15 protein-coding genes are annotated in these 22,436 nt (G+C 73.3%); 8 read left to right on the forward strand and 7 right to left on the reverse strand.

Annotated features, from left to right (window positions below):
- Window positions 1-10: 10 nt before the first annotated feature.
- Window positions 11-706 (reverse strand): response regulator, encoded by a 696-nt coding sequence (locus WMF43_RS16315; protein ID WP_437681297.1) that lies wholly within the window; start codon window positions 704-706, stop codon window positions 11-13.
- 387 nt (window positions 707-1,093) lie between these two features.
- Between WMF43_RS16315 and ndk the strand changes: the two genes are divergently transcribed.
- The 4 genes from ndk to dapE are packed head-to-tail and all read left to right on the forward strand — an operon-like array spanning window position 1,094 to window position 4,409.
- A complete protein-coding gene (gene ndk / locus WMF43_RS16320) occupies window positions 1,094-1,528 on the forward strand; it encodes a nucleoside-diphosphate kinase (RefSeq protein ID WP_437681298.1) in 435 nt (144 codons plus the stop codon).
- On the forward strand, window positions 1,528-2,409 hold the full coding sequence (locus WMF43_RS16325; RefSeq protein WP_437681299.1) for a hypothetical protein: 882 nt from the start codon (window positions 1,528-1,530) through the stop codon (window positions 2,407-2,409). The genes ndk and WMF43_RS16325 overlap by 1 nt, the downstream gene beginning before the upstream one ends.
- Window positions 2,410-2,451: 42 nt before the next feature.
- Window positions 2,452-3,309, forward strand: a complete 858-nt coding sequence (locus tag WMF43_RS16330; protein ID WP_437681300.1) for a 2,3,4,5-tetrahydropyridine-2,6-dicarboxylate N-succinyltransferase — start codon at window positions 2,452-2,454, stop codon at window positions 3,307-3,309.
- The gene (gene dapE / locus WMF43_RS16335) at window positions 3,306-4,409 is read left to right on the forward strand and encodes a succinyl-diaminopimelate desuccinylase (protein ID WP_437681301.1); all 1,104 of its coding nucleotides are present in this window, start codon (window positions 3,306-3,308) and stop codon (window positions 4,407-4,409) included. Before WMF43_RS16330 ends, dapE begins: the two co-directional genes overlap by 4 nt.
- Before the next feature lie 29 nt (window positions 4,410-4,438).
- Here dapE and WMF43_RS16340 read toward each other — a convergent pair whose 3' ends face one another.
- The 3 genes from WMF43_RS16340 to WMF43_RS16350 all read right to left on the reverse strand — a co-directional run bounded on the left by WMF43_RS16340 (window position 4,439) and on the right by WMF43_RS16350 (window position 6,731).
- Window positions 4,439-5,221 (reverse strand): sensor histidine kinase, encoded by a 783-nt coding sequence (locus WMF43_RS16340; RefSeq protein WP_437681302.1) that lies wholly within the window; start codon window positions 5,219-5,221, stop codon window positions 4,439-4,441.
- Between the two features lie 388 nt (window positions 5,222-5,609).
- Window positions 5,610-6,053: a response regulator gene (locus WMF43_RS16345; protein WP_437681303.1), complete on the reverse strand. Its 444-nt coding sequence runs from the start codon at window positions 6,051-6,053 to the stop codon at window positions 5,610-5,612.
- 234 nt (window positions 6,054-6,287) lie between these two features.
- Window positions 6,288-6,731 carry a response regulator gene (locus WMF43_RS16350; protein ID WP_437681304.1) on the reverse strand — a complete coding sequence of 148 codons (444 nt, stop codon included), beginning with the start codon at window positions 6,729-6,731 and terminating at the stop codon, window positions 6,288-6,290.
- Between the two features lie 314 nt (window positions 6,732-7,045).
- Between WMF43_RS16350 and WMF43_RS16355 the strand changes: the two genes are divergently transcribed.
- Entirely contained in the window at window positions 7,046-7,819 is a 774-nt protein-coding gene (locus WMF43_RS16355) for a sensor histidine kinase (protein WP_437681305.1), read from the forward strand.
- 165 nt (window positions 7,820-7,984) lie between these two features.
- Complete coding sequence (locus WMF43_RS16360) at window positions 7,985-12,181, forward strand: hypothetical protein (protein WP_437681306.1); 4,197 nt, start codon at window positions 7,985-7,987, stop codon at window positions 12,179-12,181.
- Between the two features lie 221 nt (window positions 12,182-12,402).
- On the opposite strand, the gene WMF43_RS16365 is transcribed toward WMF43_RS16360, so the two are convergent.
- Both WMF43_RS16365 and WMF43_RS16370 read right to left on the reverse strand, forming a co-directional pair.
- Window positions 12,403-14,442, reverse strand: a complete 2,040-nt coding sequence (locus WMF43_RS16365; protein WP_437681307.1) for a DsbA family protein — start codon at window positions 14,440-14,442, stop codon at window positions 12,403-12,405.
- Window positions 14,443-14,868: 426 nt separating this feature from the next.
- Entirely contained in the window at window positions 14,869-15,336 is a 468-nt protein-coding gene (locus tag WMF43_RS16370; protein ID WP_437681308.1) for a hypothetical protein, read from the reverse strand.
- A gap of 439 nt (window positions 15,337-15,775) precedes the next feature.
- Here WMF43_RS16370 and WMF43_RS16375 point away from each other — a divergent pair, with 439 nt between their 5' ends.
- Window positions 15,776-18,607, forward strand: a complete 2,832-nt coding sequence (locus tag WMF43_RS16375) for a serine/threonine-protein kinase (protein ID WP_437681309.1) — start codon at window positions 15,776-15,778, stop codon at window positions 18,605-18,607.
- Between the two features lie 66 nt (window positions 18,608-18,673).
- Window positions 18,674-20,179: an MATE family efflux transporter gene (locus tag WMF43_RS16380; RefSeq protein WP_437681310.1), complete on the forward strand. Its 1,506-nt coding sequence runs from the start codon at window positions 18,674-18,676 to the stop codon at window positions 20,177-20,179.
- Window positions 20,180-20,336: 157 nt separating this feature from the next.
- Here WMF43_RS16380 and WMF43_RS16385 read toward each other — a convergent pair whose 3' ends face one another.
- Window positions 20,337-22,406 (reverse strand): bifunctional aldolase/short-chain dehydrogenase, encoded by a 2,070-nt coding sequence (locus WMF43_RS16385; RefSeq protein WP_437681311.1) that lies wholly within the window; start codon window positions 22,404-22,406, stop codon window positions 20,337-20,339.
- Window positions 22,407-22,436: the final 30 nt, after the last annotated feature.

Raw genomic sequence — 22,436 nt, forward strand, 5'->3', positions numbered from 1 at the left:
GCGCACCTGCTCACGCGACGTCGGGATCGGCGCGGAACCGGTAGCCGACGCCGCGGACGGTCTCGATGTAGTCGCCCGCCGCGCCGAGCTTCTCGCGGACCCGCTTCACGTGGGTGTCGACGTTGCGCGCGGTGACGTCGACGTGCGACCCCCACACCTCGTCGAGCAGGAGATCGCGCGAGAGCACCCGCCCGCGGCGATCGTAGAGCATCATGAGCAGGCGGAACTCGAGGGCCGTCAGCGCGATTTCGGCGTCCTGCACCCAGGCCCGGTGCGCGGCCCGATCGACGCGCAGGATCCCGAAGTCGAACTTCTCCGGGGCCGACGTCGGGCTCTCCGACCGCTTCAGGATCGCCCGGGCGCGCAGGATGAGCTCCCGCACGCTGAACGGCTTGACGACGTAGTCGTCGGCCCCGAGCTCGAAGCCGACGATCCGATCGATCTCCTCCCCCTTGGCCGTGACCATGATGACCGGGACCGCGGAGGTCTGAGGGTTCTGCTTGAGGCGGCGGCAGATCTCGGTGCCCGACATGTCCGGGAGCATGAGATCGAGCAGGACGAGATCGAACCGCTCCTCTTTGACGGCCCGGAGCGCGGTCTCCCCGCTCCCGGCGGAGACGACGTCGAACCCAGCTTGACGGAAGTTGTACGTGAGGACGCGCTGAAGGTCGCGCTCGTCCTCGACGATGAGCACGTGGCTCGGCATGGCGGATGTGTGTAGCAGCGCAATGTGACAGCTTCATGGCGATCGCGCGTGCCGCGCGGCGCGCTCGCGAGAGACGGAATGCGGCGGCGAGGACGTGAAGCGCGGAGGGCCGGAAAAGCGTCGAGGGCGGCGCGCGGGAGCATCCGGGCCGATTCGGACGTCGGCGGGGGACCCCCTGGACGTCGCCACGAGGCGGTCACGGATCCGGGCAGGGCAAGAGGGGGCAAGAGGCGATGCGAGCGCCGGGGAGCGCGGCGGCAGGCGGTCCGGGCGCTCGGAGCAGGGAAGCGCGCGCGGCGGCGCGGGGGAACGAAACGGGGACGCGGCGGAGGGGATGTGACGCGTGGCGCTTGCAAATCTCGGAGTTTTCGCCTAACTGGCCCGCCCATGGCCCTCGAGCGAACTCTGTCCATCATCAAGCCTGACGCCGTCGAAAAGAACAAAGCCGGCGCGATCATCGCCCGCCTGGAGCAGGAGGGCTTCACGATCAAGGCGCTGAAGCGCGTCCACCTCACCCGCGCGGAGGCGGAAGGCTTCTACGCCGAGCACCGGGGCCGCGGCTTCTTCGACGAGCTCGTGGCGTTCATGTCGCGGAGCCCCATCCTTGTGATGGCGCTCGAGCGCGAGGACGCCGTCGCGAAGTACCGCGAGGTCATCGGCGCGACCGACCCGGCCAAGGCCGCGGACGGCACCATCCGCAAGCTGTACGGCGCGAACGTGGGCGAGAACGCGGTCCACGGCTCCGACAAGACGTCGACGGCCGCGCGCGAGATCGCCTATTTCTTCGCGGGCTACGAGGTCGCTCCGAGCGCGACGACCTGATGCTGAGCGAGCGGCTCGCGGCTGCGCTCGGCGCGGCGCGGGACGGCGCTGCCGGCATCGAGAGCTTCGCGCACCTGCTCGGCTCGCGCCGCGTCGGCCCGCGCGGGGTCGCCCTCGCGCTGCCGGAGGTGCACGAGGGGGGCGCGGCGCTCGTCACCGCCCTCGACAGCCTCTCCGCGGCGGTCCGCGACGGCTTCGTCGAGACGGCGGACGCCGCGGCCGCCGACGCCGCGTGCGCGGTGCTCGGCCACGCGGGCGTCGAGGTCGCGCGCCTCACGGACGAGCTGTCGCGCGCGGCGGCGCCGGTGAGCGCGCCCGGGCGGAGCCCCGGGCGCGGCCGCGGGGAGCGCGGCGCCGCCGAGCGCGGCATCGACGCGCGGCAGCGGCTCGCGCTCGAGGCGTCGGTGCGCCGGACGGCGCGGGAGCTGAGCGGCGCGCTGCGCCTGTCCGAGCTCGTGATCGCGACCCTCGAGCTCCGCCCGACGCCGCTCGATCTCATCGACGTGCTCCGCAACTGGAGCGCGTCCCCGGCCGAGGGGCGGCCCGTCGTGAAGATCACGGTCGCCCCCCCGGACGGCCGCGCCAACGAGGTGGAGGGCGACGTGCGCGCCGTGAGCGGGCTCCTGGAGCTCGCCGTCGGGATGGTCGGCGCGGCCGGCGTCGCGGGCCCCCACATCACCGTGTCCCGCCGGCCCGACGGGCGCTCGGCGGTGCGCATCGCCGAGCGCGCGCCGCGCGAGGCGGCGCCGGCGATGGCGCTCGACGTGGTGGTGCGCGACGGCGGCGAGCGCGCCGTCGCCGTGGCCCGCGTCGTCGCGCGGCGCGCGCGCGTCGAGCTCGTCGAGGCGCCCGGCGGCCGCGCCGTCACGATGACGTTCTGACGCCGGTGCCGGAGGCCGCCCGGCCGTGCTAAAGGCGGCCCCATGTCCACCGAAGATCCCTTGAAGCCCCTTGTGGAAGCCGCGTTCCGCGACCGCGAGCTGCTCAAGTCGCCCGAGCACGAGGCCGCGGTCCTGCGCACGATCGAGCGCCTCGATCAAGGCCTGCTCCGCGTCGCCGAGCGCGCGGCGACCCCGCAGCCGGGCGGCGCCGAGGGCGCGCCGCACCAGTGGGTGACGCACGCGTGGATCAAGGAGGCGATCCTCCTCTACTTCGGCCTCCGCGGGATGAGCGTGATGGAGGTCGGCCCCTTCGAGTTCTACGACAAGATCCCGCTCAAGCGGGGGCTCGACAAGGCGGGCGTCCGCGTCGTCCCGCCGGGGACGGTGCGTTACGGCGCGTTCCTCGAGCAGGGCGCGATCGTCATGCCCGGCTACGTGAACATCGGCGCGTGGGTCGGCTCGGGGACGATGGTCGACACCTGGGCGACGGTCGGGAGCTGCGCGCAGATCGGCCGCGGGTGCCACCTCGCCGGCGGCGTCGGCATCGGCGGGGTGCTGGAGCCGCCCGGGGCGCGGCCGGTGATCATCGAGGACGGCGTCTTCGTGGGCTCGCGCGTGATCGTCGTGGAGGGGGTCGTGGTCGAGGAGGAGGCGGTGCTCGGCGCCGGCGTGGTGCTCACCGCGTCCACGGCGATCCTCGACGTCACGGGGCCCGAGGTCGTCGAGCACCGCGGCCGGGTCCCGGCGCGGAGCGTGGTGATCCCGGGCACGCGCCCGAAGCGCTTCCCCGCGGGGGAGTTCGCGATCCCCTGCGCGCTCATCATCGGCAAGCGGAGCGAGGCGACGGATCGCAAGGTGTCGCTCAACGCGGCGCTGCGCGACTTCGCGGTGCCGGTGTGAAGACGCGGCTCGATCAGGACGCGGCGACGGCCGCGTCGCTCGCCGAGACGCTGCTCTGGCTGTGCTCCATCCCGTCGCCCACGGGGGAGGAGGACGCGCTGTGCCGCGCGGTGGCCGAGCGGCTCGAGCACGCCGCGCTCGCCGCGCCGGCGCGCCGCCACGGCGACTCGCTGGTGGTGCAGGTGACGCAGGGCACGGGCGGCCCGAAGATCGCGCTCGCCGGGCACCTCGACGTGGTGCGCACCTCGCACGACGGGCCGCCGCGCATCGAGGGGGATCGCCTGTACGGCCCCGGCGCGAGCGACATGAAGTCGGGCCTCGCGCTGATGCTCGACCTGGCCGAAGGCAAGCGGGAGGACATCGCGGGCGTCGATCTCACGCTCGTGTTCTACGCGCGCGAGGAGGGCCCGTACCTGGACAACGAGCTCGCGCTGGTCATCGAGCGCGAGCCGGAGCTCCGCGCGCTCGATCTCGCCGTGTGCCTCGAGCCGAGCGACAACCGGCTGAGCCTCGGCGCGAGCGGCTCGCTCCACGCGGGGCTGACGTTCCGCGGGAAGACGGCGCACAGCGCGCGGCCGTGGCAAGGGGAGAACGCCATCTACAAGGCGGGCCCGCTCCTCGTCGAGCTCGCCGCCCTCGCGCCGCGCGAGGTGGAGATCGACGGGTTCGTCTACCGGGCCGTGACGACGGCGACGATGGCGCAGGGGGGCCGCGGGCGGAACGTCGTGCCCGACGAGTTCACGATGAACCTGAACCACCGCTTCCCGCCTGGAACGTCGATCCAGGAGGCGCAGCGCACCATCGAGGCCCTCGTGGGCGGCCGCGCCGACATCGAGTGGCGCGACCTGAGCCCCTCGGCGCTGCCGCACGCGTCGCACCCGCTCGTCGTGGCGCTCCGCGAGGCCGGCGTCGCCGCGGTCGAGCCGAAGCAGGCGTGGACCGACGTGGCCCGCTTCGCCGAGCTCGGCGTGCCGGCGGTGAACTTCGGGCCCGGCGAGAACGCGCAGGCGCACCAGCGCAACGAGTGGGCGTCGCTGCAGAAGCTGTCCGAGGGGCGCGCGATCCTCCGCCGCTGGCTCTCGCGGCTGCGGCCGGCCTGAGGGCGCCCGCCGCCGACCGCGAGCGCGCTTCAGGGGGCGCGCTCGGCGAGCTCGGCGGCCGGGATGGTGAAGAAGAACGTGCTGCCGCGGCCGGGCTCGCTCTCGACCCAGATCGTGCCGCCGTGGGCCTCCACGATCCCCTTGGTGACGAACGCCGAGAGCCCCATCCCTTGCCCCATGGGGCGTCGCGGCGGCGCGTGGCGCGCGAAGAGCAGCGCGTGCTGCTCCGACGCGATGCCGGGGCCGGTGTCCGAGATCGAGAACCGCGCGCCGTGGCCCGAGGGCTCCGCGCGCACCGTGATGCGCCCGCCCTTCGGCGTGAAGCGCAGGGCGTTGCCGAGCAGGTTGGCGACGACCTGGACGATGCGGTCACGGTCGCACGTGATGGGCGGCAGGTCGTGCGGCACCTCCTTCGCGATCTCGAGGGGCTTCAGCGCGACCGTCGGCGCCACGAGCTCGATCGCCCTGTCGACGATGGGCGCGATCTCGTGCGCGCCCATGCCGACCCGCAGCGAGCCGTTCTCGATGCTCATGGCGTCGACCAGATCCTGAGCGAGCTGGTTGATCTCGTCGGCCGCGCGGGTGATCGCGTCGAGCTGCCGCCGCCCCGGGCCGTCCTGCGGGATGGAGCGCATCAGCATGCGGGCGCTCACCACGATCACGCTCAGCGAGTTCCTGAGGTCGTGAGAGATGGTCGACACGGTGTCGCGGAGCAGGCGCTCCGCGGCCTCGGCGCGGCGCTCCAGCCGCTGGCACTCCTCCGCGAGCTGCTCGCGCTCGGACGCCTTGCCCCGCGGCGCGCGCCGCTCCACGTCCGTCGTCGATCGCCTCGGCGCCCTGGTCCGCAGCGCGGCCGATCCCGACGACCTGGGGCCGTTCGCGGCGGCGGAGGTCGAGCCCCTCTTGGCGGCCCGCAGGGGCGCCGCCGCGGGGCGCTTGCGGAGCGTGCGGGCGTGCGCTGCTTCCGCCGTCTCCGCCGCGTTCTTTCCGGCTTTTTTTTCTCGTCACCCCCGCCATCCTTGTTCCCTCATGTCTCTCTCAACCAGTTAGCCAGAAAGACTATGCCGGGAATAGTCAGGTGGTGCCGGAGTCAAGTCCTGGCAGCGCGGGAGCGCACGTGCGTTGTCCCGGGGCTTCACGCGCCCCGCGAGCGCCGCGCGCAGGCTTCGTCGCAGCCTCGGAGCGGAGGCTCGACGCGGATTAGGGCGTCCTCTCGGGCTGCGCGGGCGCCCCTCGCGCCTCGGCGTCACCGCGCGACAGCAGGCGGCGAATCTCGAGCACGAGCGCGTCCGGGAGACACGGCTTCGTGAGGAAGGCGTCGCACCCCGCGTCCTTCGCCTCGCGCGAGTGCCCCGCGAGCGTGTGACCGGTGAGCGCGACGATCGGGATCCGCCTCGTGCGCGGGTCGTTCTTGAGGTGGCGCGTCGCCTCCCAGCCGTCGATCTCCGGGAGCGACAGGTCCATCAGGATGAGATCCGGGATGAGCTCGAAGGCGCGGTCGAGCGCTTCCCGCCCGGTCGCCGCCTCGGCCACGCGGAACCCGGAGAAGGCCAGGTATTCCGCGAACATCTCGCGATTGTCTTGAAAATCGTCCACGACCAGGACGAGCGGCGAGAACGCGTTGTCGTCATACTTCACTTCCATCCCAGTGAGCCTTTCCGTTCATCAGCGCGCCGGCTGACCGGTGGCGCTCGCTTCCGGCACCGCTCGGCCGGCCTCGGATGCACCCATGGTGGGGGGCAATCCGCTCGGGTCACGTAGGCTTTGTATACCCTATTGCCGCCTCGACGCCGGGCATTTCCCCCACCTTCGCAGGGACTTCCCGCAGCCCGGCCTGAAGGTCGATAAGGCAGAACCCTATGCGGCCTGGGTGGCCCCTTAGGGGCGGCGCAGGCCGACGATCTCGCTGAGCAGGCGCGCGGCGCTGTCCCAGTCGACGGGCTTCACGAGCACGCCGTCGAAGGCCGACGCGTTGAGGGCAGCCCGGGCTTCGAGGTCGCGCCGGCCGGTGCACGCGAAGATCGCGACGTGCTGCGTCGCCGGATCGGCGCGGAGCGCCTCGGCGACGACGAAGCCGTCGATCCCGGGCATCCGCAGGTCGCAGAGGATCACATCCGGCACGTCCTGTGTGGCGAGGAACACCCCGCGCAGCCCCCCGGCCGCGCGCTCGACCAGGAACCCGTGCGCGGCGAGCGCCGCCTCGGCCACGGCGAGGAAGTCGGGATCGTCATCCACGATGAGGATCCGGCGCTGCGCCTCCGCCGCGCGGCTCTGCTCGTCGCGCCGCTCGTCGCCCTGCTCGGTGAACTCTGCCTCGGACATGCTCCCCCGCTCGCGCATCGGATGATCGCGCGTCCCCAGGCGCTCGGGCCTCGGCGCACGGGCGGGGCGGGCAGCCACGCCCACCCGGCGTCTCTGGAAACGTTGCCCCTCGTTCGTGGAGGCTGGACTGAGCCCGATGTACACCTTGTGCCCAGGTCGCTTATCCGCAACCATCCATGTCCAGCGTTGAGGGGGGGTGCGCGCGTGCGCCCGCGGCGTCCGGGGACGGCTGTTTCGGGTGGGTCCCGACCACGGTTGGCTCGCCAGTCGGATGCTCGAGGCCCGCGCTGCTGCATATTCGGAGCAGGCGTTTTATGTGGATGGATGACGAGTTCTTCGGTCGTGTAGGCCACGATCTTCGGGGCGAGCTGGCGACCATGCTCGCGGGGATCCACTATCTCTTGCGTTATCAGAAGGATCTCGGGGCGGGGTCGCGCGACATGCTGGAGCGCGTGCGCGGCGCAGGCGAGCGGCTGAAGCGGCTGCTCGACGAGTTCGACAACGCCGTCTGGCTGCGCGCGGACACGAGCCGCCCGATGTCGATCGCCCGGTGTGACGCCGGCGAGCTCGCCCGGCTGGCGGCCGCGCACCTGGGGGAGATGGCCGCCGCCCGCGGCGTGCGGGTGTCGCTCGACGCCGAGCCCGATGGGGCGACCACGCTGGAGGGGGATCCGGAGCTGCTGCGGGTGGCCCTCGAGTACGTGCTCGGCTTCGCGATCCTGCGGTCGCGCGATCGGCCGGTCACGATCCGCGTCGCCGGCGCGGAGGGCGGGCCGGTGGTGACGGTCGTCGACGAGGCGGGCCCCGTGTCTCCGGAGCCGCTCGCTCGTCTGCTCGATCCGTTCGGCGAGCGGGCGGCCATCCCGGCCGATCCTGTCGCACCGCGCCGTCGCGAGCGGCTCGGGCTGGGGCTCGCGATCGCGCGCGGGATCCTCGACGCGCACGGGGGCGGGCTGACGGTCCAGCCCTCGACCGAGCGCCGGGATGGCGGCGCGTCGGCGTCGGCCGCCGACATGTCCGCCGCCGGGCTGCGCTTCACGTGCACCCTCGGCGGCATCGGAGGGGGGGAGCGTCCGAAGCTTGCCTGAGGCGCAGGGCGGCTGCTACGCCGCGGCCGGGGGGGACGGAGAGAATGTCCGTATCCGGGGGGCCAACGCGCGGATCGTGTCCGATGAAAACTTCGTCTAGGATGGACTGGGCCGCACGTCGCGAGCGTGCTCCATCTTCCACCGCACACGGATGAATGCGCCTCGATGCCGACGCTGAGCTCTCTCCTCGTGCAGCATGGGGTTACCTCGATGCGTGTGGTCGAGGAGGCGATCGCCCGCCAGGTGATCCATGGCGGCGATCTCGCCACGAACGTGCTGGAGCTGGGCGCGGTGCGCGAGCGCGAGCTCACCACGCTGCTCGCGGAGAGCCTCGGGTTCCCGCCCGCCGTGGGCCGGCTGCGGCCCGCGTCCGCCGAGGTGATCCGGACGCTCCCGGCAGAGCTCGCGATCCGGCACCGGGTGTTCCCGCTCGACGTGCGGACGGTCATCAACACGCGGGCGACGGGCGCGTCGCAGCCTGAGGAGACGCTGGTCATCGCGACGGCCGAGCCGCTCGCGCCAGCGGTCGTCGAGGAGCTGAGCGCCGCGCTCGGCGTCAGCTTGCGGCAGGTCGCGTCGCCGCTGGCGCGCATCCGCCAGGCGCTGGCGGAGCACTACGGGCACGCGCTCGACCGACGCCTGACGCGGCTCCTCACGCAGCTCGACGCGCGTGCCGAGCCGACCCCGGCGACGGTGGAGCCGAGCCCCTCGACGGTGGAGCCGAGCCCCTCGACGGTGGAGCCGAGCCCCTCGACGATGGAGCCGAGCCCCTCGACGGTGGAGCCGAGCCCCTCGACGATGGAGCCGAGCCCCTCGACGATGGAGCCGAGCCCCTCGACGATGGAGCCGAGCCCCTCGACGATGGAGCCGAGCCCCTCGACGATGGAGCCGAGCCCCGCTGCCGCCGCGGCGCCGTCGCCGGAGACGCCGGCGCCGGCCTCTCCCGCTGCCGCAGCGCAGGAGGAGAGAGAGGCGGAGCGGGCGCAGGCGCGGGGCGCGAAGCGGCGATCCAGCATCGAGGATGCGCCGACCGTGGAATCGCTCACGTCGGTCTTCGACGAAGACACGGTCAGCGCGGAGGCCTCGCCCAGCGAGGCCGTGCCCACCCCGAGGAAACCGTCGTTGCATGAGCTGGACGACGAGCCCACCGTCGTCGCCGCGTATCCGCTCGAGCTCCCCGCGCTGACCTCGTGGCCGCTCCGGAAGCCGCGGGATCCGTTCGCTTCTTCCGGTGCGCACAAGCCTCGCGCCGAGGCGATCGCGTCCCCAATGGACGAGCTCGCGCCGCAGCGCGGTCAAGCGGAGGAGCCGCCTGTAGAGGAGACGAGCGCCCCTGCGGAGCCGGACGAGGCGACCTTGATCGCCGGCACCGCGGCAGCGTCGCCCGAGGAGCCCGCGCTCGAACCCGCGGAGCCGACGCCGCGTTCGGCGGAGCTCGCGCCGCGCTTGGCTTCGTTCGCCGCGTCGGCGGATGTGTACCCGGTGCTGGCGGTGGAGGAGCCGGTGCCGCCGGTGCAGGAGCCAGCGCCGGTGCAAGAGCCAGCGCCGGTGCAAGAGCCAGCGGCGCCGGTGGAAGAGCCGGCGCCCGTGGAGGAACCGGCGCAGGAACCAGCGGCGCCGGTGGAGGAGTCGGCGCCGGTGCAGAGGCCAGCGGCGCCTGCGCCCCCCGCGCCTTCAGCGATCCGTCCGTCGGGACCGAGCAACTACCTGCTCACAGGCTGGCTGAAGCGCGCGTCGGGGGCGCCTCGCTCTCCGCTCGAGACGTTGCCGCGAGACGACGCATCTTCCCATCGTCCGTCGGGCGCGCCTGCGCTGGTCGCGCCCGTGGTGGAGCGACAGCCAACCTCGCCGATCGCACCGATCTCGCCGGCGACGAAGGGGCCGATGCGCGCCGCGGGACGGTCCGCTCCGGCGACCCATCGGAGGAAGGGCCCGTTCACCCTCGCCATGGCCGAACAGGAGCTCGCGGCCGTCGACTCCACCGAGTCCGTGCTCGCGATCCTGTTCGATTTTGCACAGCAATATTTCGAGTACACGGTCCTGTTCACGGTGCACGGCGAGCGCGCGGAAGGCCGCAATGCCGCAGGGCCCGGCGCCGAGCGCGAACGCGTCACGAAGATCTCGGTCCCCTTCGATCGCCCGAACGCCCTCGCCAAGGCGCGCACGCTCCGCGCTCCGCTCGTCACCGCCGTCGTCGGCAGCGCCGGCGACGCCGAGCTGCAGCGCGACCTCGGCCGGACACCTCCGTCGGCCATGGCGGCCGTCGTTCCGGTGGTCGTGCGCGGCCGCGTCGTGGCGCTCCTCTACGGCGACGACGGCGCCGCCTCGGTCGAGCTGTCCAGCCTCGGCGATCTCATCGCGCTCGCCGGGGTCGCGACCACGGTGCTGGAGCGGCTCATCCTGCGGAAGAAGAAGCTGAACCGGAGCGGCGCGGCCCGGCAGAGCGACAGACCGGGGCCGCGCGAGTCCGCGCCGCCGCGCGAGTCTGCGCCGCCGCGCGACTCCGCGCCGCCGCGCGACTCCGCGCCGCCGCGCGAGTCTGCGCCGCCGCGCGAGTCCGCGCCGCCGCGCGAGTCGGCGGCGCCGCACGAGTCCGCGCCGCCGCGCGAGTCGGCGGCGCCGCACGAGCCAGCCGAACCCGCCGACGAGCACGCGCACGGGGGACCGCTCTCTCTCCGGACGCGCGCCGCGCTCCTGGAGCTGAGCAGCGTCGTGCGCGCGGAGGCGCACGGATCGCCCGCCGCCGGCGCGAGCGCCGCGCCGTCCGCGGAGCCCGGCGCGCGGGAGCCACGGCGCGCCGACGGCGCGGCCGCCGAGCCGCAGGGCGCGCCGCCTCAGGGCGGGTGGTCCACGGAGGACGGCGGCTCCGGGATCGACGCCGTCGCGCGCGCGTTCGGGCTCCGTGGCACCGGCGTCGAGGCCGAGCCCGTGCAACCGGACGAAGGTGTCGAGCACGGCATCGCGTTCAGCTCGACCGTGCCGCCGGCGCCGATGCCGCCCGTCTCGCCGCTCGCCGTCGAGCCTCAGATCCGGCTGGGCCTCGAGGCAGGCGCGGACGTCGTGTCGGGGACGGCGGTCACCGCGCCGATGATGCCCGCGGTCACCGCGCCGATGATGCCGGTGGTCACCGCGCCGCGCGTGCCGGCCGTCATCGAGGAGATCCCCGACCTCGAGGTCCCCGCGGCGGTGGCCCACGCGCCGCGCGAGGAGCCCGAGCACGGCGAGCCCGAAGAGGGGCGGACGAGGCGGTACTCGCGGCCGCCGTGGATGCTCGACAGCTCCATCACGCCCGGCGCCGAGGAGCACCGGGAGCTCGGGCCGGCGCCCGCCGCAGGGCGCCCCACGTGGCGCCGCCGCACGCCGGCCGGCGTCGAGACCACCGCCGCGCACCCGCGGCCCTCGTCCGAGCGGCGCGCGGCGGTCTCGCCCTCTCCGGCCGGCGCCGGCGAGCTGCGCGCCGAGTACACCTCGCTCCTCCAGCACGTCCTCGCGGGCGGCGAGCAGGGCGAGCGGGCCTTCGCCGAGCTCGTGCGCAACGGCGAGTCCGCGATCTCGCTCATCGCCGCGCGTTTCCCCGGCCCGCTCCGGGTCGACCGCCAGCGCTTCCGCGAGCAGCTCGCCGGCCCGGACGGGACCGCCGGCGCCGCCGCTGCGCCGCCCGCCTCGCAGTGCGGCCCGCTGCTCGAGCTCATCGTGGCAATCCGGCGCCCTGCGCTGCCCTTCATGACGGTCCGGAGCGCCTCGCCCGATCCCGAGGTGCGCTTCTGGGCAACACACGTCTTGGGCGAGCTCCCGTACCAGGAGGCCGCCAACGCGCTGTTGCCTCGGCTCTTCGACGACAACCTCGCCGTGCGGCGGATCGCGGTCCGGTCCGCGGCGCTGCTGATCGCGGCGCCGCCGGCGGGAAACCCGATCCTCCAGGGCCTCGACCACATCGCGCGCGACCGGGAAGAGTCGCCGGCGCGGCGGCTGACCGCGATCGAGACGATGACCGAGATCCGCGCCGGATCGGTCGTGCCGGCGCTCATCGTCGCGCTCACCGACGGGCACGAGGCGATCGTCGAGGCGGCGGCCCGGGCGCTCGTCGTGATCACGCGGGAAGACCACGGCCGCGACGCGCGCAAGTGGGCGTCGTGGTGGGCGAGGAACAGCGAGCGCCACCGCGTCGAGTGGATCATCGACGCCCTCACGCACGAGAAGCCCGCCATCCGCCGCGCCGCCATCGACGAGCTGAAGGGCATCACGAAGGAGTACTTCGGCTATTACGAGGACCTCCCGCGGCAGGAGCGGGAGGCGGCCCAGGAGCGCTACCGCGCGTGGTGGATCTCCGAGGGGCGCTCCCGGTTCCGCAGCGCAGGCTAGGCGCAGCCCGCGCAGCGCAGGCTAGGCGCAGCGCGCGCGACGTGGTGGAGGGCGCGGCGGGTCGCGGAGACCCGCCCGCGCGGCCGACGGCCGGGATCCGCCCGTGTGGCGGGTCGCCGGTCCGCGCGTGAGGGGAGGGGAGGTGGGCGGCTCATCCGGCGAGCGGGAGCCGCCCTTTCGTTGGCGTGGATCGGCGGGCGCTCAGGCCGCGCCGCGGGGCTTCACTTCTGCGCGGGGGCGGGGGCGGGGGCGGCGGCCGGCTGAACGGCCGGCTTCTTCACGGCGTCCACCTTCGCGGCGGCGGGCGCGGTCTCGCCGGCTTCCTTCAGGGCCTTGTCGATGATCTTCTTGAACTTCGAGAACGGCTGCGCGCCGCTGATGAAGTAGCCGTTCACGACGAAGGCCGGCGTCCCGCTGATCCCCGCCTTGTCGGCGACGGAGTTCTCGGAGTCCACGAACGCCTTGTGGGTGTTCGTGTCGAGCGCCTTCTTGAACTTCGTCATGTCGAGGCCCTGCTCCTCGGCGTACTTCTCAAGCGAGGCGCGCGCGAACGCCTCCGGCTGACCCTGGTTCTTGAAGAGGGTGTCGTGGTACGCCCAGAACGCGGCGTTGCCCTTCTGCGCGAACGCCTCCTGCGCGGCCTCGGACGCGAGCGGCGCGTTCTTGTGCATCGGCAGCGGCCGGTGGCGCCACACGATCTTCAGCTTGTCGCCGTAGGTCTTCGACACCTGGGCGACCGTGTCCTCGACGCGCTTGCAGAACGGGCACTCGAAGTCGGAGAAGACCTGCATGACGACCTTCGCCCGCTCGCCGCCCTTCCACGGGCTGTTCGGCGCCGGCGCGGCGACCTCCTTGCGCTCGGGCGGCGGCGGCTCCTTGCCGTCCTTGATGAGCTCGGCGTAGAGATCCTTCGGGGCGATGCCCTTCGCGAGCAGCCCCTCGGCCTTCTTGATCTCCTCGTCGATGATCGTCTTGAACTTCTCGATCGGCTGCGCGCCGACGAGGCGGCGGCCGTTGATGAAGAAGTGCGGGGTCCCGGACGCCTGCAGGTCGTCCGCGAGCTCCTGATCGGCGGCGATCGAGGCGCCGTGCTTCTTGTCGGCGATCGCGGCCTTCACCTTCTCGACGTCGAGCCCGAGCTCCTTGGCGTAGCCGAGCAGGTCCTCGTCGTTGAGCTTCTGCTGGTTCTTCCAGAGCAGGTCGTACGCGTCCCAGAAGCCCTTCTCACCCTTCTGCGCGCGGGCCTCCATGGCGAGCTCGGCCGCGGGCTCGGCGCGCTGGTGGAACGGGAGCGGGTTGTTCTTCCAGACGAAGCGGACCTTGTCGCCGTAGGTCTTGACGATCTCGTCGAGCGTCGGGACGACCTTGGAGCAGAAGGGGCACTGGAAATCGGACCACTCGACGATGGTGACCAGCGCGGTCGCCGGGCCCTTGGCGGGCGCGTCGCCGACGGGCACCTTCCACACGGTCTTGTCGTCCTCCTGCGGGCGCTCGCGATCCTTGGGGGGCGGCGCCTTCGCCTTGTTCTCCGCGGAGAGCTTGGCGTACACCTTGTCGGGCTTGGTCCCCGCGGCGACCGCCGCCTGCGCGGCCTTGAGCTGCTCGTCGATGACGGCGGTGAACTTGTCGATCGGCTGAGCGCCGCTCAGGAACACGCCGTTGATGACCGAGGCGGGCGTGCCGGTGACGCCGGCGGACTTGCCGACCGCCATGTCGGCGTCGATCTTGGCCATGTACTCCTGCCGGTCGTACGCGGCCTTCCACTTCGCCTTGTCGACGCCGGCCTCGCCGGCCCACTTCTCGAAGTTCTCGGGCGTGAGGGCCTTCTGGTTCTGGAAGGCGAGCTCGTGGAACTTCCAGAACGCCTTCGAGCCGCCGAGGCGGAACACGGTCTCGGCCGCGAGCGACGCCGGGCGCGCGTTCTTGTGGAAGGCGAGCGGGTTGTTCTTCCAGAGGATCCGCAGCTTGTCCGGGCCGTACTTCTCCTTGAGCTGGTTGATCGTGGTCTCGACCCGCGAGCAGAACGGACACTCGAAGTCGCTGAAGACGACCATCGTCACCGGCGCCGTGCGCGAGCCCCACATCGGGTCCTTCGACGACACCGGGACCGACGCGTCCTCGTCGGTCCACGGCTGCCCCTCCTCGAACACCGCCGAGATCTCGTGGCCGCGCGAGCCGGCGCTCCGATCGATGCTCCACATCAGCCCCATCCCTGCGATGAAGCAGAGAAGGAAGCCGACGATGGCTGTTCCCTTGTTCATGATGGTTTCCTCTCTCAACGTTGGTGGAGCTCCGCCAGGCGGGGCCCCTCCCTAACGCGGGCGCTCCCTGCGGAGCGCCCGCGACAAGACGGTCAATCCCGAGCTCCCGGGGCGGCAAGCCACCCCGGGCCGAAGGAGCCGCCGCCGCCCCTCTGGGCAGCGCAGGCCCCGGTGGAGCGCTGAACCGGCTAGGGGACCCGCGGGCCGGGCGACTGCGTCGAGACGTCCCTCGCGGCGCGCGCGTCGACCGCAGGGACGGGCGCGCTTCGTTTGGGGTCAGGACGAGCGCCTGCTGGCTCGGGTCAGGCCGGCAACGCTCCAGGGTCTCGCGGCAGAGCCGGCCTCACGGGCCGATCGGCGCTCCATGCCGGCGATCCTCGAGGGATCGCGGCGCGCGATCGGCGGCGGCCTGCCGGCGAGCCCGCCTCAGCGAGGCGGGTGATAGACGCCCTGCTCGACCCCGGCACGCGGCCCTCCAGGCCGCGGGAGGAACGAGACGTGCGCGATGGAAGCGCACGGGGCAGGGAGGACGAGATCGGACAGGAGCAGCGCCTGGTGCGGCGTGCTGGCGAGCTCGCTCGTCGGCACGGGGTGGCGCGAGTTCGGCCCGACGCTCGGCCCGGCGTCGCCGCCCAGACACCCGGGCGCCGCATCGATCCGGTCGTCGGCGATCGGGAGGGTGCGCTGCGGCGCGACCGAGGAAGCGCCGCGGGGATCGCAGAGGGGAGCGTCCCTCGTCTCGCCCGTCTCGTCGTCGACGCTGGTCAACACGGTGCACGAGGGCTCGCTCGGAGGAGCCACGATCGTCATGCGATCGTCCTCGCAGACCGGGACGATCGCGGCGCGCGCACGCAGCGAGACGACCATCGCCAACGCGAACGTCAGCAATGTCATCAGGCGCTGGACAGCGTGCCGCGACATTCGAACCCTGGATGTAGCCGAGGCCCGCCGGGAGAGCAATGGCCGGCTTCCCGGGCGATCGCCGCGTGCCGCCGTCCGGGGACGGCGCCGAGGCGCGCTCGTCAGCTGGTCGTCGCGTCGTCGCGTCGTCGCTGGCCCACGCACGTTTCCACACGCAGGGAGGTCGTCGCCGCCGCCGCCCGCGCGGGAACCCGCCGCCCGTGCGGGAACCGCCGACCGTTCTGGAAGAACGTCCGCCATGCGCGACTTGTCGACAGGGTGGGGATAACCCTGTGGACAATCTGGAGAGCCCTTGTGTCGAAAAGGTGCGCTCGGAGGACTTTCCGCGGGAAATTCGGTGTGCCGCAGCGCGGCGTCGCCGTGGACTACCTGAATTTGGCCCACCTTGTCCTACATCCGGTAGGTTCGCTCCATGGCGAACTCCTCTGCGACCGTGCCTCGCCCGGTTCCTCCGCCCTCGCACGAGCACAACAAGAGCGGCTTCGCCGCGGACGACGTGCCCCGGCCGCTCGGCCGGTACGTGCTCCTGCGGCGCATCGCGCGCGGCGGCATGGGCGAGGTGTTCCTCGCCTCGACGACCGGCCTCGAGGGCGCGGAGCGCCCGGTGGTCGTGAAGATCATCCGCCGCGAGCACGCGTCCGATCCGAGCTACATCGCGCGCTTCCTGGACGAGGCGCGCGTGCAGGCGCAGCTCCAGCACTCCGGCGTCGCGCAGGTCATCGAGGCGGACGTCGACCCGGCGACGGGCGAGCCGTACGCGGTGGTCGAGCACGTCGAGGGCCGGAGCCTCGGCGAGGTGCGGGCCCGCGCGGTGCAGCTCGGCCACCGCTTCGACTGGGCGGAGGCCGTCGCGATCGCGACGATGATCGCCGAGGCGCTCGCGCACGTGCACGAGCGCAGGGACGCCGCGGGCGCGGCGCTCAGCATCGTGCACCGCGACCTGTCGCCCCAGAACGTGATGCTCGGGTTCTCGGGCGACGTGAAGATCATCGACTTCGGCACGGCCCGCGGGCAGAACCGGCGCTGCCACACCGTCGCGGGCGTCGTCTTCGCGAAGCCGGGTTACGTCGCGCCCGAGGTCGCCAACGGCGATCCGGGCGACGCGCGCGTCGACCTCTATGCGCTCGGGATCATCCTCTGGGAGCTGTGCGCCGGCCGGCGCTTCCTCCAGGGCGACGCGCAGGCGCACATGGCCGCGGTGGCCCGCAACGAGAACGATCCGCCGCCCCTCGCCGCCCTGCTCGGGGCGCCGCCGGCGCTCGACGCCGCGATCGCGCGGCTCACCGCGTTCGACAGGGACGCGCGCTACCCGTCGAGCCGCGCCGCCGCGCGCGACCTCGCCGCGCTGCTCGGCGCGGCGGCCGCGCTGCCGGGCGGCGAGCGCGGCGTGCGCGCGCGGACCGCGCACCTCATGCAGCGGCTCTTCCCCGGCGAGCCGGCGCGCTCGCGCGGCGAGTTCGCGGGCCTCATCGCCGCCGCCAAGGCGCACCGCGCGGCGGCGGCGACGCCCGTGAGCCCCCGCGCGGAGGCCATGGCGTCCGCCGAGCGCGGCGACGACGGCATGCTGCCGGGCACGCGCTACCGCGTGCTGCGCGAGATCGGCAGGGGCGCGAGCAGCATCGTCTACGAGGCGGAGCACGTGGACCTCGGGCGCCGGCTCGCGCTCAAGGTCGTGTCCGCCGAGCACTCCGCGTCCGAGGTCGTCGCCGGCCGCTTCCGGCGCGAGGCGCGCGTCCTCTCGCGGCTCTCCCACGAGCACCTCGTGAAGGTCCACGACTTCGGGATGGCCGCGGACGGCCGGCTGTTCTGCGGCATGGACCTGCTCGAGGGCGAGACGCTCGACGTGGCGCTCGCCCGCGGGCCCGCGGTCGACTGGCGGGACGCGCTCGCGATGGCGCTCAAGGTGCTGAGCGCGCTCGAGCTCGCGCACGCCGAGGGCCTCGTCCACCGCGACATCAAGCCCGAGAACCTGTTCCTGACGCGCCCGAGCGGCGCCGCGGGCGTGCCCGCCCTCGCGGACGCCGGCCTGAAGCTGCTCGATTTCGGCCTCGCCAAGCACCTCGCCGACGACCGCGGCGAGGCCGGCGGCGCCGCCGACGCGACGGGCGCGGGCGAGGGTCCCGCCCGGGCCGCGCTCGCGATCGTGGGGACGCCCGAGTACATGGCGCCCGAGCAGGCCGCATCGGGGCGGATCGACGCGCGCGCCGACCTCTACGCGCTCGGCTGCGTGCTCTACGAGATGCTCACGGGGCGGCTGCCGTTCGTCGAGCCGAGCCTCGTCGCGCTGCTCGACGCGAAGATCAAGGGCAGCCCCGAGCGCCTGCGCGAGCGCGCGCCGGCGCGGCAGATCCCGCCGTTCGTCGACGAGCTCGTGATGCGCGCGCTGGCGCGGCACCCGAGCGTCCGCTTCCAGAGCACGGCCGAGATGCGGGAGGCCGTCCTGAGCGCGCTGGCCGCGCCCGCCCGCGCCCGCGCCCGCCGCCGCGCGCTCGGGTTCACCGCCGTGGCCGCCGCGATGACGCTGGCGGGCGTGCTCCTCGCGGGCAAGGGGCGCGAGATCGCGGCCGGCGTCCCCGCGGCCGCCGCGCTGCTCGACGTGGCGGGCGAGGCGGCCGCCCCGCCCGGCGCAGCCGCCGAGGCGCCCGCAGCGGCAGCGGCCGCCGAGGTGACCGCAGCGGCAGCCGCCTCCGACGTGTCCGCCGCCGAGGCGCCCGCCGCTGCGGCGGCGCTCGCCGAGGCGCCCGCAGCGGCAGCGGCCGCCGCGACGGCGTCCACGTCCGATCCGGCCGCGCAGGGGGCCGCCGCTGCGCTCGCCGTCGCGGCCGCGCCTGCCGCTGCGCTCGCCGCGGCGTCCCTGTCGTCGGCGGCGCCGCACGCCGTTGCCCCGCCCGCGCCGCCCTCACCGGCCGCGCCTGCCGCCGTCGCGAAGGGCGACGCCGCGAGGCCGCCGGCCAAGGGCGACGCCGCGCGCAGCCCCGCGCCGGCCGCGCGCGCCTCGGCCGGCAAGGCCGACAAACGTGCGCCGCGGGGCGCGGCGGACCGGGCGCCTCGCGAGATCGCGAAGCGCGACGCCAAGGCGCGCGACCGATCCTCCTCGTCCTCCGCGCGCGGCTCGGCCGCGACGGCGCCGACGACACCTGGCCGTGTCGCGCCCGACACCGGCGATTCAGAAGGGCGCGAAGAGCAAGGCGAAGCGAAGCGGCGCCGTCACAAGCCGCGGTCCCGCCTCGCGAAGGCCGAGTAAGCTGCGCTCCACGCGGCGCATTTCGCTCGCGCGCAGGCTGCGGCGTTGTATACCGCGCAGCCTGCGATGGCTCAGATCGTCCTGCCCGCGTCAGGCTCGAACGCCGTTACATCCGGCCCGCCCCATCGCGCCATCCTGCGGCTCGCGCTGCCGACCGTCGCGGCGATGCTCACGCAGAGCATCGTCAACGAGGTCGACATCGTCTTCTTCGCGCACCTGCCGTGCCCGGAGTCGTCGAACGCGCACGCCGCGCTCCTGCCCTCGCTGATCGTCCTCTGGCTGTTCGGCGGGTCGCTCAGCGCGATCTCGGTCGGCACGCAGGCGTTCACCGCCCGCCGCTTCGCCGAGAAGCGGCCCGAGGACGCGGGCGCGGTCCTCGCGAACGCGCTGTTCTTCGCGGTCGTCGCCGGCGTCGTGTTCTCGGCGCTCGGGTACCTGACGATGCCGTACATCCTGTCGGTCATCATCAAGGTGCCCGACGCGCGGCAGGCGGCGCTCGACTACCTCGGCTGGCGCCTGCTCGGCGTCATGTCGATGGCGGCGACGTTCGCGCTGAAGGCGTTCTTCGACGGGATCGGCAAGACGCACATCCACCTCGTGTCGGCGCTCGCGATGAACGCGCTGAACATCGCGCTCTGCCTCCTGCTCATCTTCGGGAACACGGCGCTCGGCATCCCGAAGCACGGCATCGCGGGCGCGGGCATGGCGGGCTTCATCTCGACCTACGTCGGCCTCGCGATCATGCTCGTGTACGCGCTCCTGCCGCAGTACCGGCGCGTCTACCGCCCGTTCTCCCCGAGCAAGCTCTCGGCCGCGCTCACCTGGTCGATCCTCAAGCTCTCGATCCCGAGCGCCGTCGCGACCATCGCGATCATGACGGGCTTCGGTCTCTTCTACGCCATCGCCAGCAAGCTCGATCAGGTCGCGCCCGCCGGCGTGATCTCGCCCCTCTGCCCGGGCGGCCGCGCGGAGCCGGTCTACGGCGCGGCGACCACGGTGATCGTCGGGATCCTGAAGCTCACGTTCACCGCCTGCCTGGCCTTCGGCACCTCGACCGCGACCCTGGTGGCGCAGTCGCTCGGCGAGAAGGACGGCGACAAGGCGGCGCGCTTCGGCTGGGCGAGCGTCCGGCTGGGCCTCGCGATCTTCGGCGTCGTCGGCGTGCTCGAGGTGATCTTCGCCCCGCAGATCCTCGCGTTCGCCAGCAGCAGCGAGCTCGTCCAGGCCGCGGCGCTCCGGCCGTTCCAGGTGATGGGCCTCTGCACGCCGATCGTCGCGGTCGGCATGATCCTCACGCAGGCGCTCTTCGGCGCGGGCAACACGGTGTTCGTGATGGTGGTGGAGCTCATCCTCCACTTCACGTGCCTCGTCCCGCTCGCGTGGCTGCTCGGCATCACGCTCGGCTTCGGCCTGATGGGCATCTGGGGCGCCGGCGTGATCTACGTGGTCCTCCTCGCCGCCACGATGGTGTGGAAGTTCAGGTCGGGGGACTGGAAGAAGATCCGGCTGGACGTCCAGGAAAAGCCCGCGCTCGACGAGCGCAGCGCCGATCCGCGCGCCCAGGGCCTCTAGATCCATCTCCACCGCCCCTCGTACGCCCGTCGCAGAGCGTCGGTCACCCGCACAGGAGACGGGCCCAGATCGGCGTTTTTGGCGCGCAAGCGCACTCCAGTGCGCTGAGCACCGAAAACGTCGAGATGGGCCCGTATCCGAAGCGGGTGACCGACGCTCACCGGGGGAAGGCGGCGGCGTTGCCGCCGTCGACGGTCAGGACGCAGCCGGTCGTGGCCTCGGCGGTCGCGAGGTAGAGGAAGGCCTGCGCCACGTCCGCCGCGGTGGTCTCGCGCCGGAGCAGGTTGTCGCGGAAGTAGTCGTCGACGGAGACGCCGCGGGCCTTGGCGCGCGCCTCCAGCAGGCCGGCGCCGAACAGCGCGGTGCGGATCCGATCGGCGTTGACGGCGTTCGCGCGGACGCCGTGGCGGCCGAGATCGACGGCGTACTGGCGCATCAGCGCCACGAGCGCCGCCTTCGCGACGGCGTAGGGGCCGAAGTCGGGCCCCTGGTTGAACGCGCTCTTCGAGGCGTTGAACAGGAGCGCGCCGCCCGAGTCCTGGGCGAGCAGCACCCGCGCCGCCGCGCGCGCCACGTTCTGGTGGCCGAGCAGGTTCAGCTCGAGCGACGTGCACAGCGCCTCGTGCCCCTCCGACGTGTGGATCGATCCTGCGAACGGGCGGCCGGCGTTCGAGACGACGATGTCGATCCCGCCGAAATGCGCCGCCGCCTGCGCGAGCGCCCTGTTCACGCTCGCCTCGCTGCGCACGTCGCACGCCACCTTGACGCAGCGGTCGCGGTGGCGCGCCCCGAGCTCGGCCGCGGCCTTGTCGAGCTGCTCCTCGTCGCGGTCGACGAGCGCCACGTGCGCCCCCGCGGCGAGGAACGCCGCCGCGGTCGCGCGGCCGATGCCCGAGGCGGCCCCCGTGATCAGGGCGATCCGCCGATCGAGCGGGCCCTTCTGGCCGGCCCCGACCTTGAGCTTCGCCTGCTCGAGGCTCCAGTACTCCATGTCGAAGAGGTCGAGCTCCGAGACTGGCTGGTACCCCCCGAGCGCCTCCGCGTCCTCGATCACCGTCACGGTGTGATCGTAGATGTCCGCGACGATCTCGGCCTCGGCGCGCGAGCCGCCGACGCACAGCGCGCCCACCCCCGGGAAGAGCAGCACACGCGGGAACGGATCGAGCTCCTCCCGGACGACGCCCCGCGCCTCCGAGGAGCGGCGGAAATACTCGTGGTACTCGGCCACGTACCGCGCGATGGCCTGCTCCACGCTCGCGCGGAACCGCGCCGTGTCGGAGACGTTGTAGTCGCGGACGACGAGCGGCCGCGCCTTCGTGCGGATGACATGGTCGGGCGTCGCGCAGCCGATCTGCGACACCCGCGCGAGGTCGTCGCGCTCGCAGAAGGCGACGATCTGCAGGCTGGTGCGGAGCGTGCACACCCACGGGCGGCCCGAGGCGCGGGCGAGCGCGCCCCGGACGACCGGGCCGATGGCCGCCCGCACGTCCAGCTCCGGCGCCGCGATCGTGGGGTGCGAGAGGATCTGGCCCCGCCGCGCGAGGTACTCCTCGGCGCGCGTCACGGCGTCGATCATCCGCGTGTAGCTCTCCTCGGCGGTCTCGCCCCACGTGAAGACGCCGTGTTTGTCGAGGATCATCAGCGACGGGAGCGCGCCGGCCTCGAGGCGGGCGCGGACGATCTCGGCGACGCGGCGGGCCAGGGCGAAGCCCGGCATGACGTACGGCACGAAGATCACCTCGTCCCCGTAGATCGCCTGGACGGCCTCCGCCGAGCCGCGCTGGTCGATCACCGAGAGCACCGCGTCGGCGTGGGTGTGATCGACGAACTTCGCGGGGAGGATCGCGTGCAGCAGCGCCTCGACCGACGGGGTGGGGCTCGACGGATCGAGCATCTGGCCGCGCAGGAGCGCCACCATCTGCTCGTCGGTCATCTGCTCGAGCTCACACGCGCGCCGGAGCGGCGCGAGGCGGCACGCCGGGAAGCCGCGCGGCTCGATGGCGGCGAGATCCCACCCGCTGCCCTTGATGAAGAGCACCTCGACCCGGTCGCCGAGCAGGTCGACGGCCGTGCTCTTGACGCTCGTGTTCCCGCCGCCGTGGAGGACGAGCGACGGGTCGGCGCCGAGGAGGCGGGAGGTGTAGACGCGGAGGGCGAGATCCTCGCCGTGCGCGGCGTAGGTCTCGATGATGCGCTGCGCTTCGTCCTTGCGGTGGCGGGAGTCCATCGATCGGCCGCCTACCCCAGGGACGGGGGC

Origin of the sequence: Sorangium sp. So ce131, from assembly GCF_051519095.1 — a bacterium.
Classification (GTDB): domain Bacteria; phylum Myxococcota_A; class Polyangia; order Polyangiales; family Polyangiaceae; genus Sorangium.

Excerpts from the sequence above, each read along its gene's own strand:
- WMF43_RS16315 (WP_437681297.1), bottom strand. The coding sequence starts at position 706 with ATGCCGAGCCACGTGCTCATCGTCGAGGACGAGCGCGACCTTCAGCGC.
- ndk (WP_437681298.1), top strand. The coding sequence starts at position 1,094 with ATGGCCCTCGAGCGAACTCTGTCCATCATCAAGCCTGACGCCGTCGAA.
- WMF43_RS16325 (WP_437681299.1), top strand. The coding sequence starts at position 1,528 with ATGCTGAGCGAGCGGCTCGCGGCTGCGCTCGGCGCGGCGCGGGACGGC.
- WMF43_RS16330 (WP_437681300.1), top strand. The coding sequence starts at position 2,452 with ATGTCCACCGAAGATCCCTTGAAGCCCCTTGTGGAAGCCGCGTTCCGC.
- WMF43_RS16345 (WP_437681303.1), bottom strand. The coding sequence starts at position 6,053 with ATGGAAGTGAAGTATGACGACAACGCGTTCTCGCCGCTCGTCCTGGTC.
- WMF43_RS16350 (WP_437681304.1), bottom strand. The coding sequence starts at position 6,731 with ATGTCCGAGGCAGAGTTCACCGAGCAGGGCGACGAGCGGCGCGACGAG.
- WMF43_RS16355 (WP_437681305.1), top strand. The coding sequence starts at position 7,046 with ATGTGGATGGATGACGAGTTCTTCGGTCGTGTAGGCCACGATCTTCGG.
- WMF43_RS16360 (WP_437681306.1), top strand. The coding sequence starts at position 7,985 with ATGCCGACGCTGAGCTCTCTCCTCGTGCAGCATGGGGTTACCTCGATG.
- WMF43_RS16365 (WP_437681307.1), bottom strand. The coding sequence starts at position 14,442 with ATGAACAAGGGAACAGCCATCGTCGGCTTCCTTCTCTGCTTCATCGCA.
- WMF43_RS16370 (WP_437681308.1), bottom strand. The coding sequence starts at position 15,336 with ATGACATTGCTGACGTTCGCGTTGGCGATGGTCGTCTCGCTGCGTGCG.
- WMF43_RS16375 (WP_437681309.1), top strand. The coding sequence starts at position 15,776 with ATGGCGAACTCCTCTGCGACCGTGCCTCGCCCGGTTCCTCCGCCCTCG.
- WMF43_RS16380 (WP_437681310.1), top strand. The coding sequence starts at position 18,674 with ATGGCTCAGATCGTCCTGCCCGCGTCAGGCTCGAACGCCGTTACATCC.
- WMF43_RS16385 (WP_437681311.1), bottom strand. The coding sequence starts at position 22,406 with ATGGACTCCCGCCACCGCAAGGACGAAGCGCAGCGCATCATCGAGACC.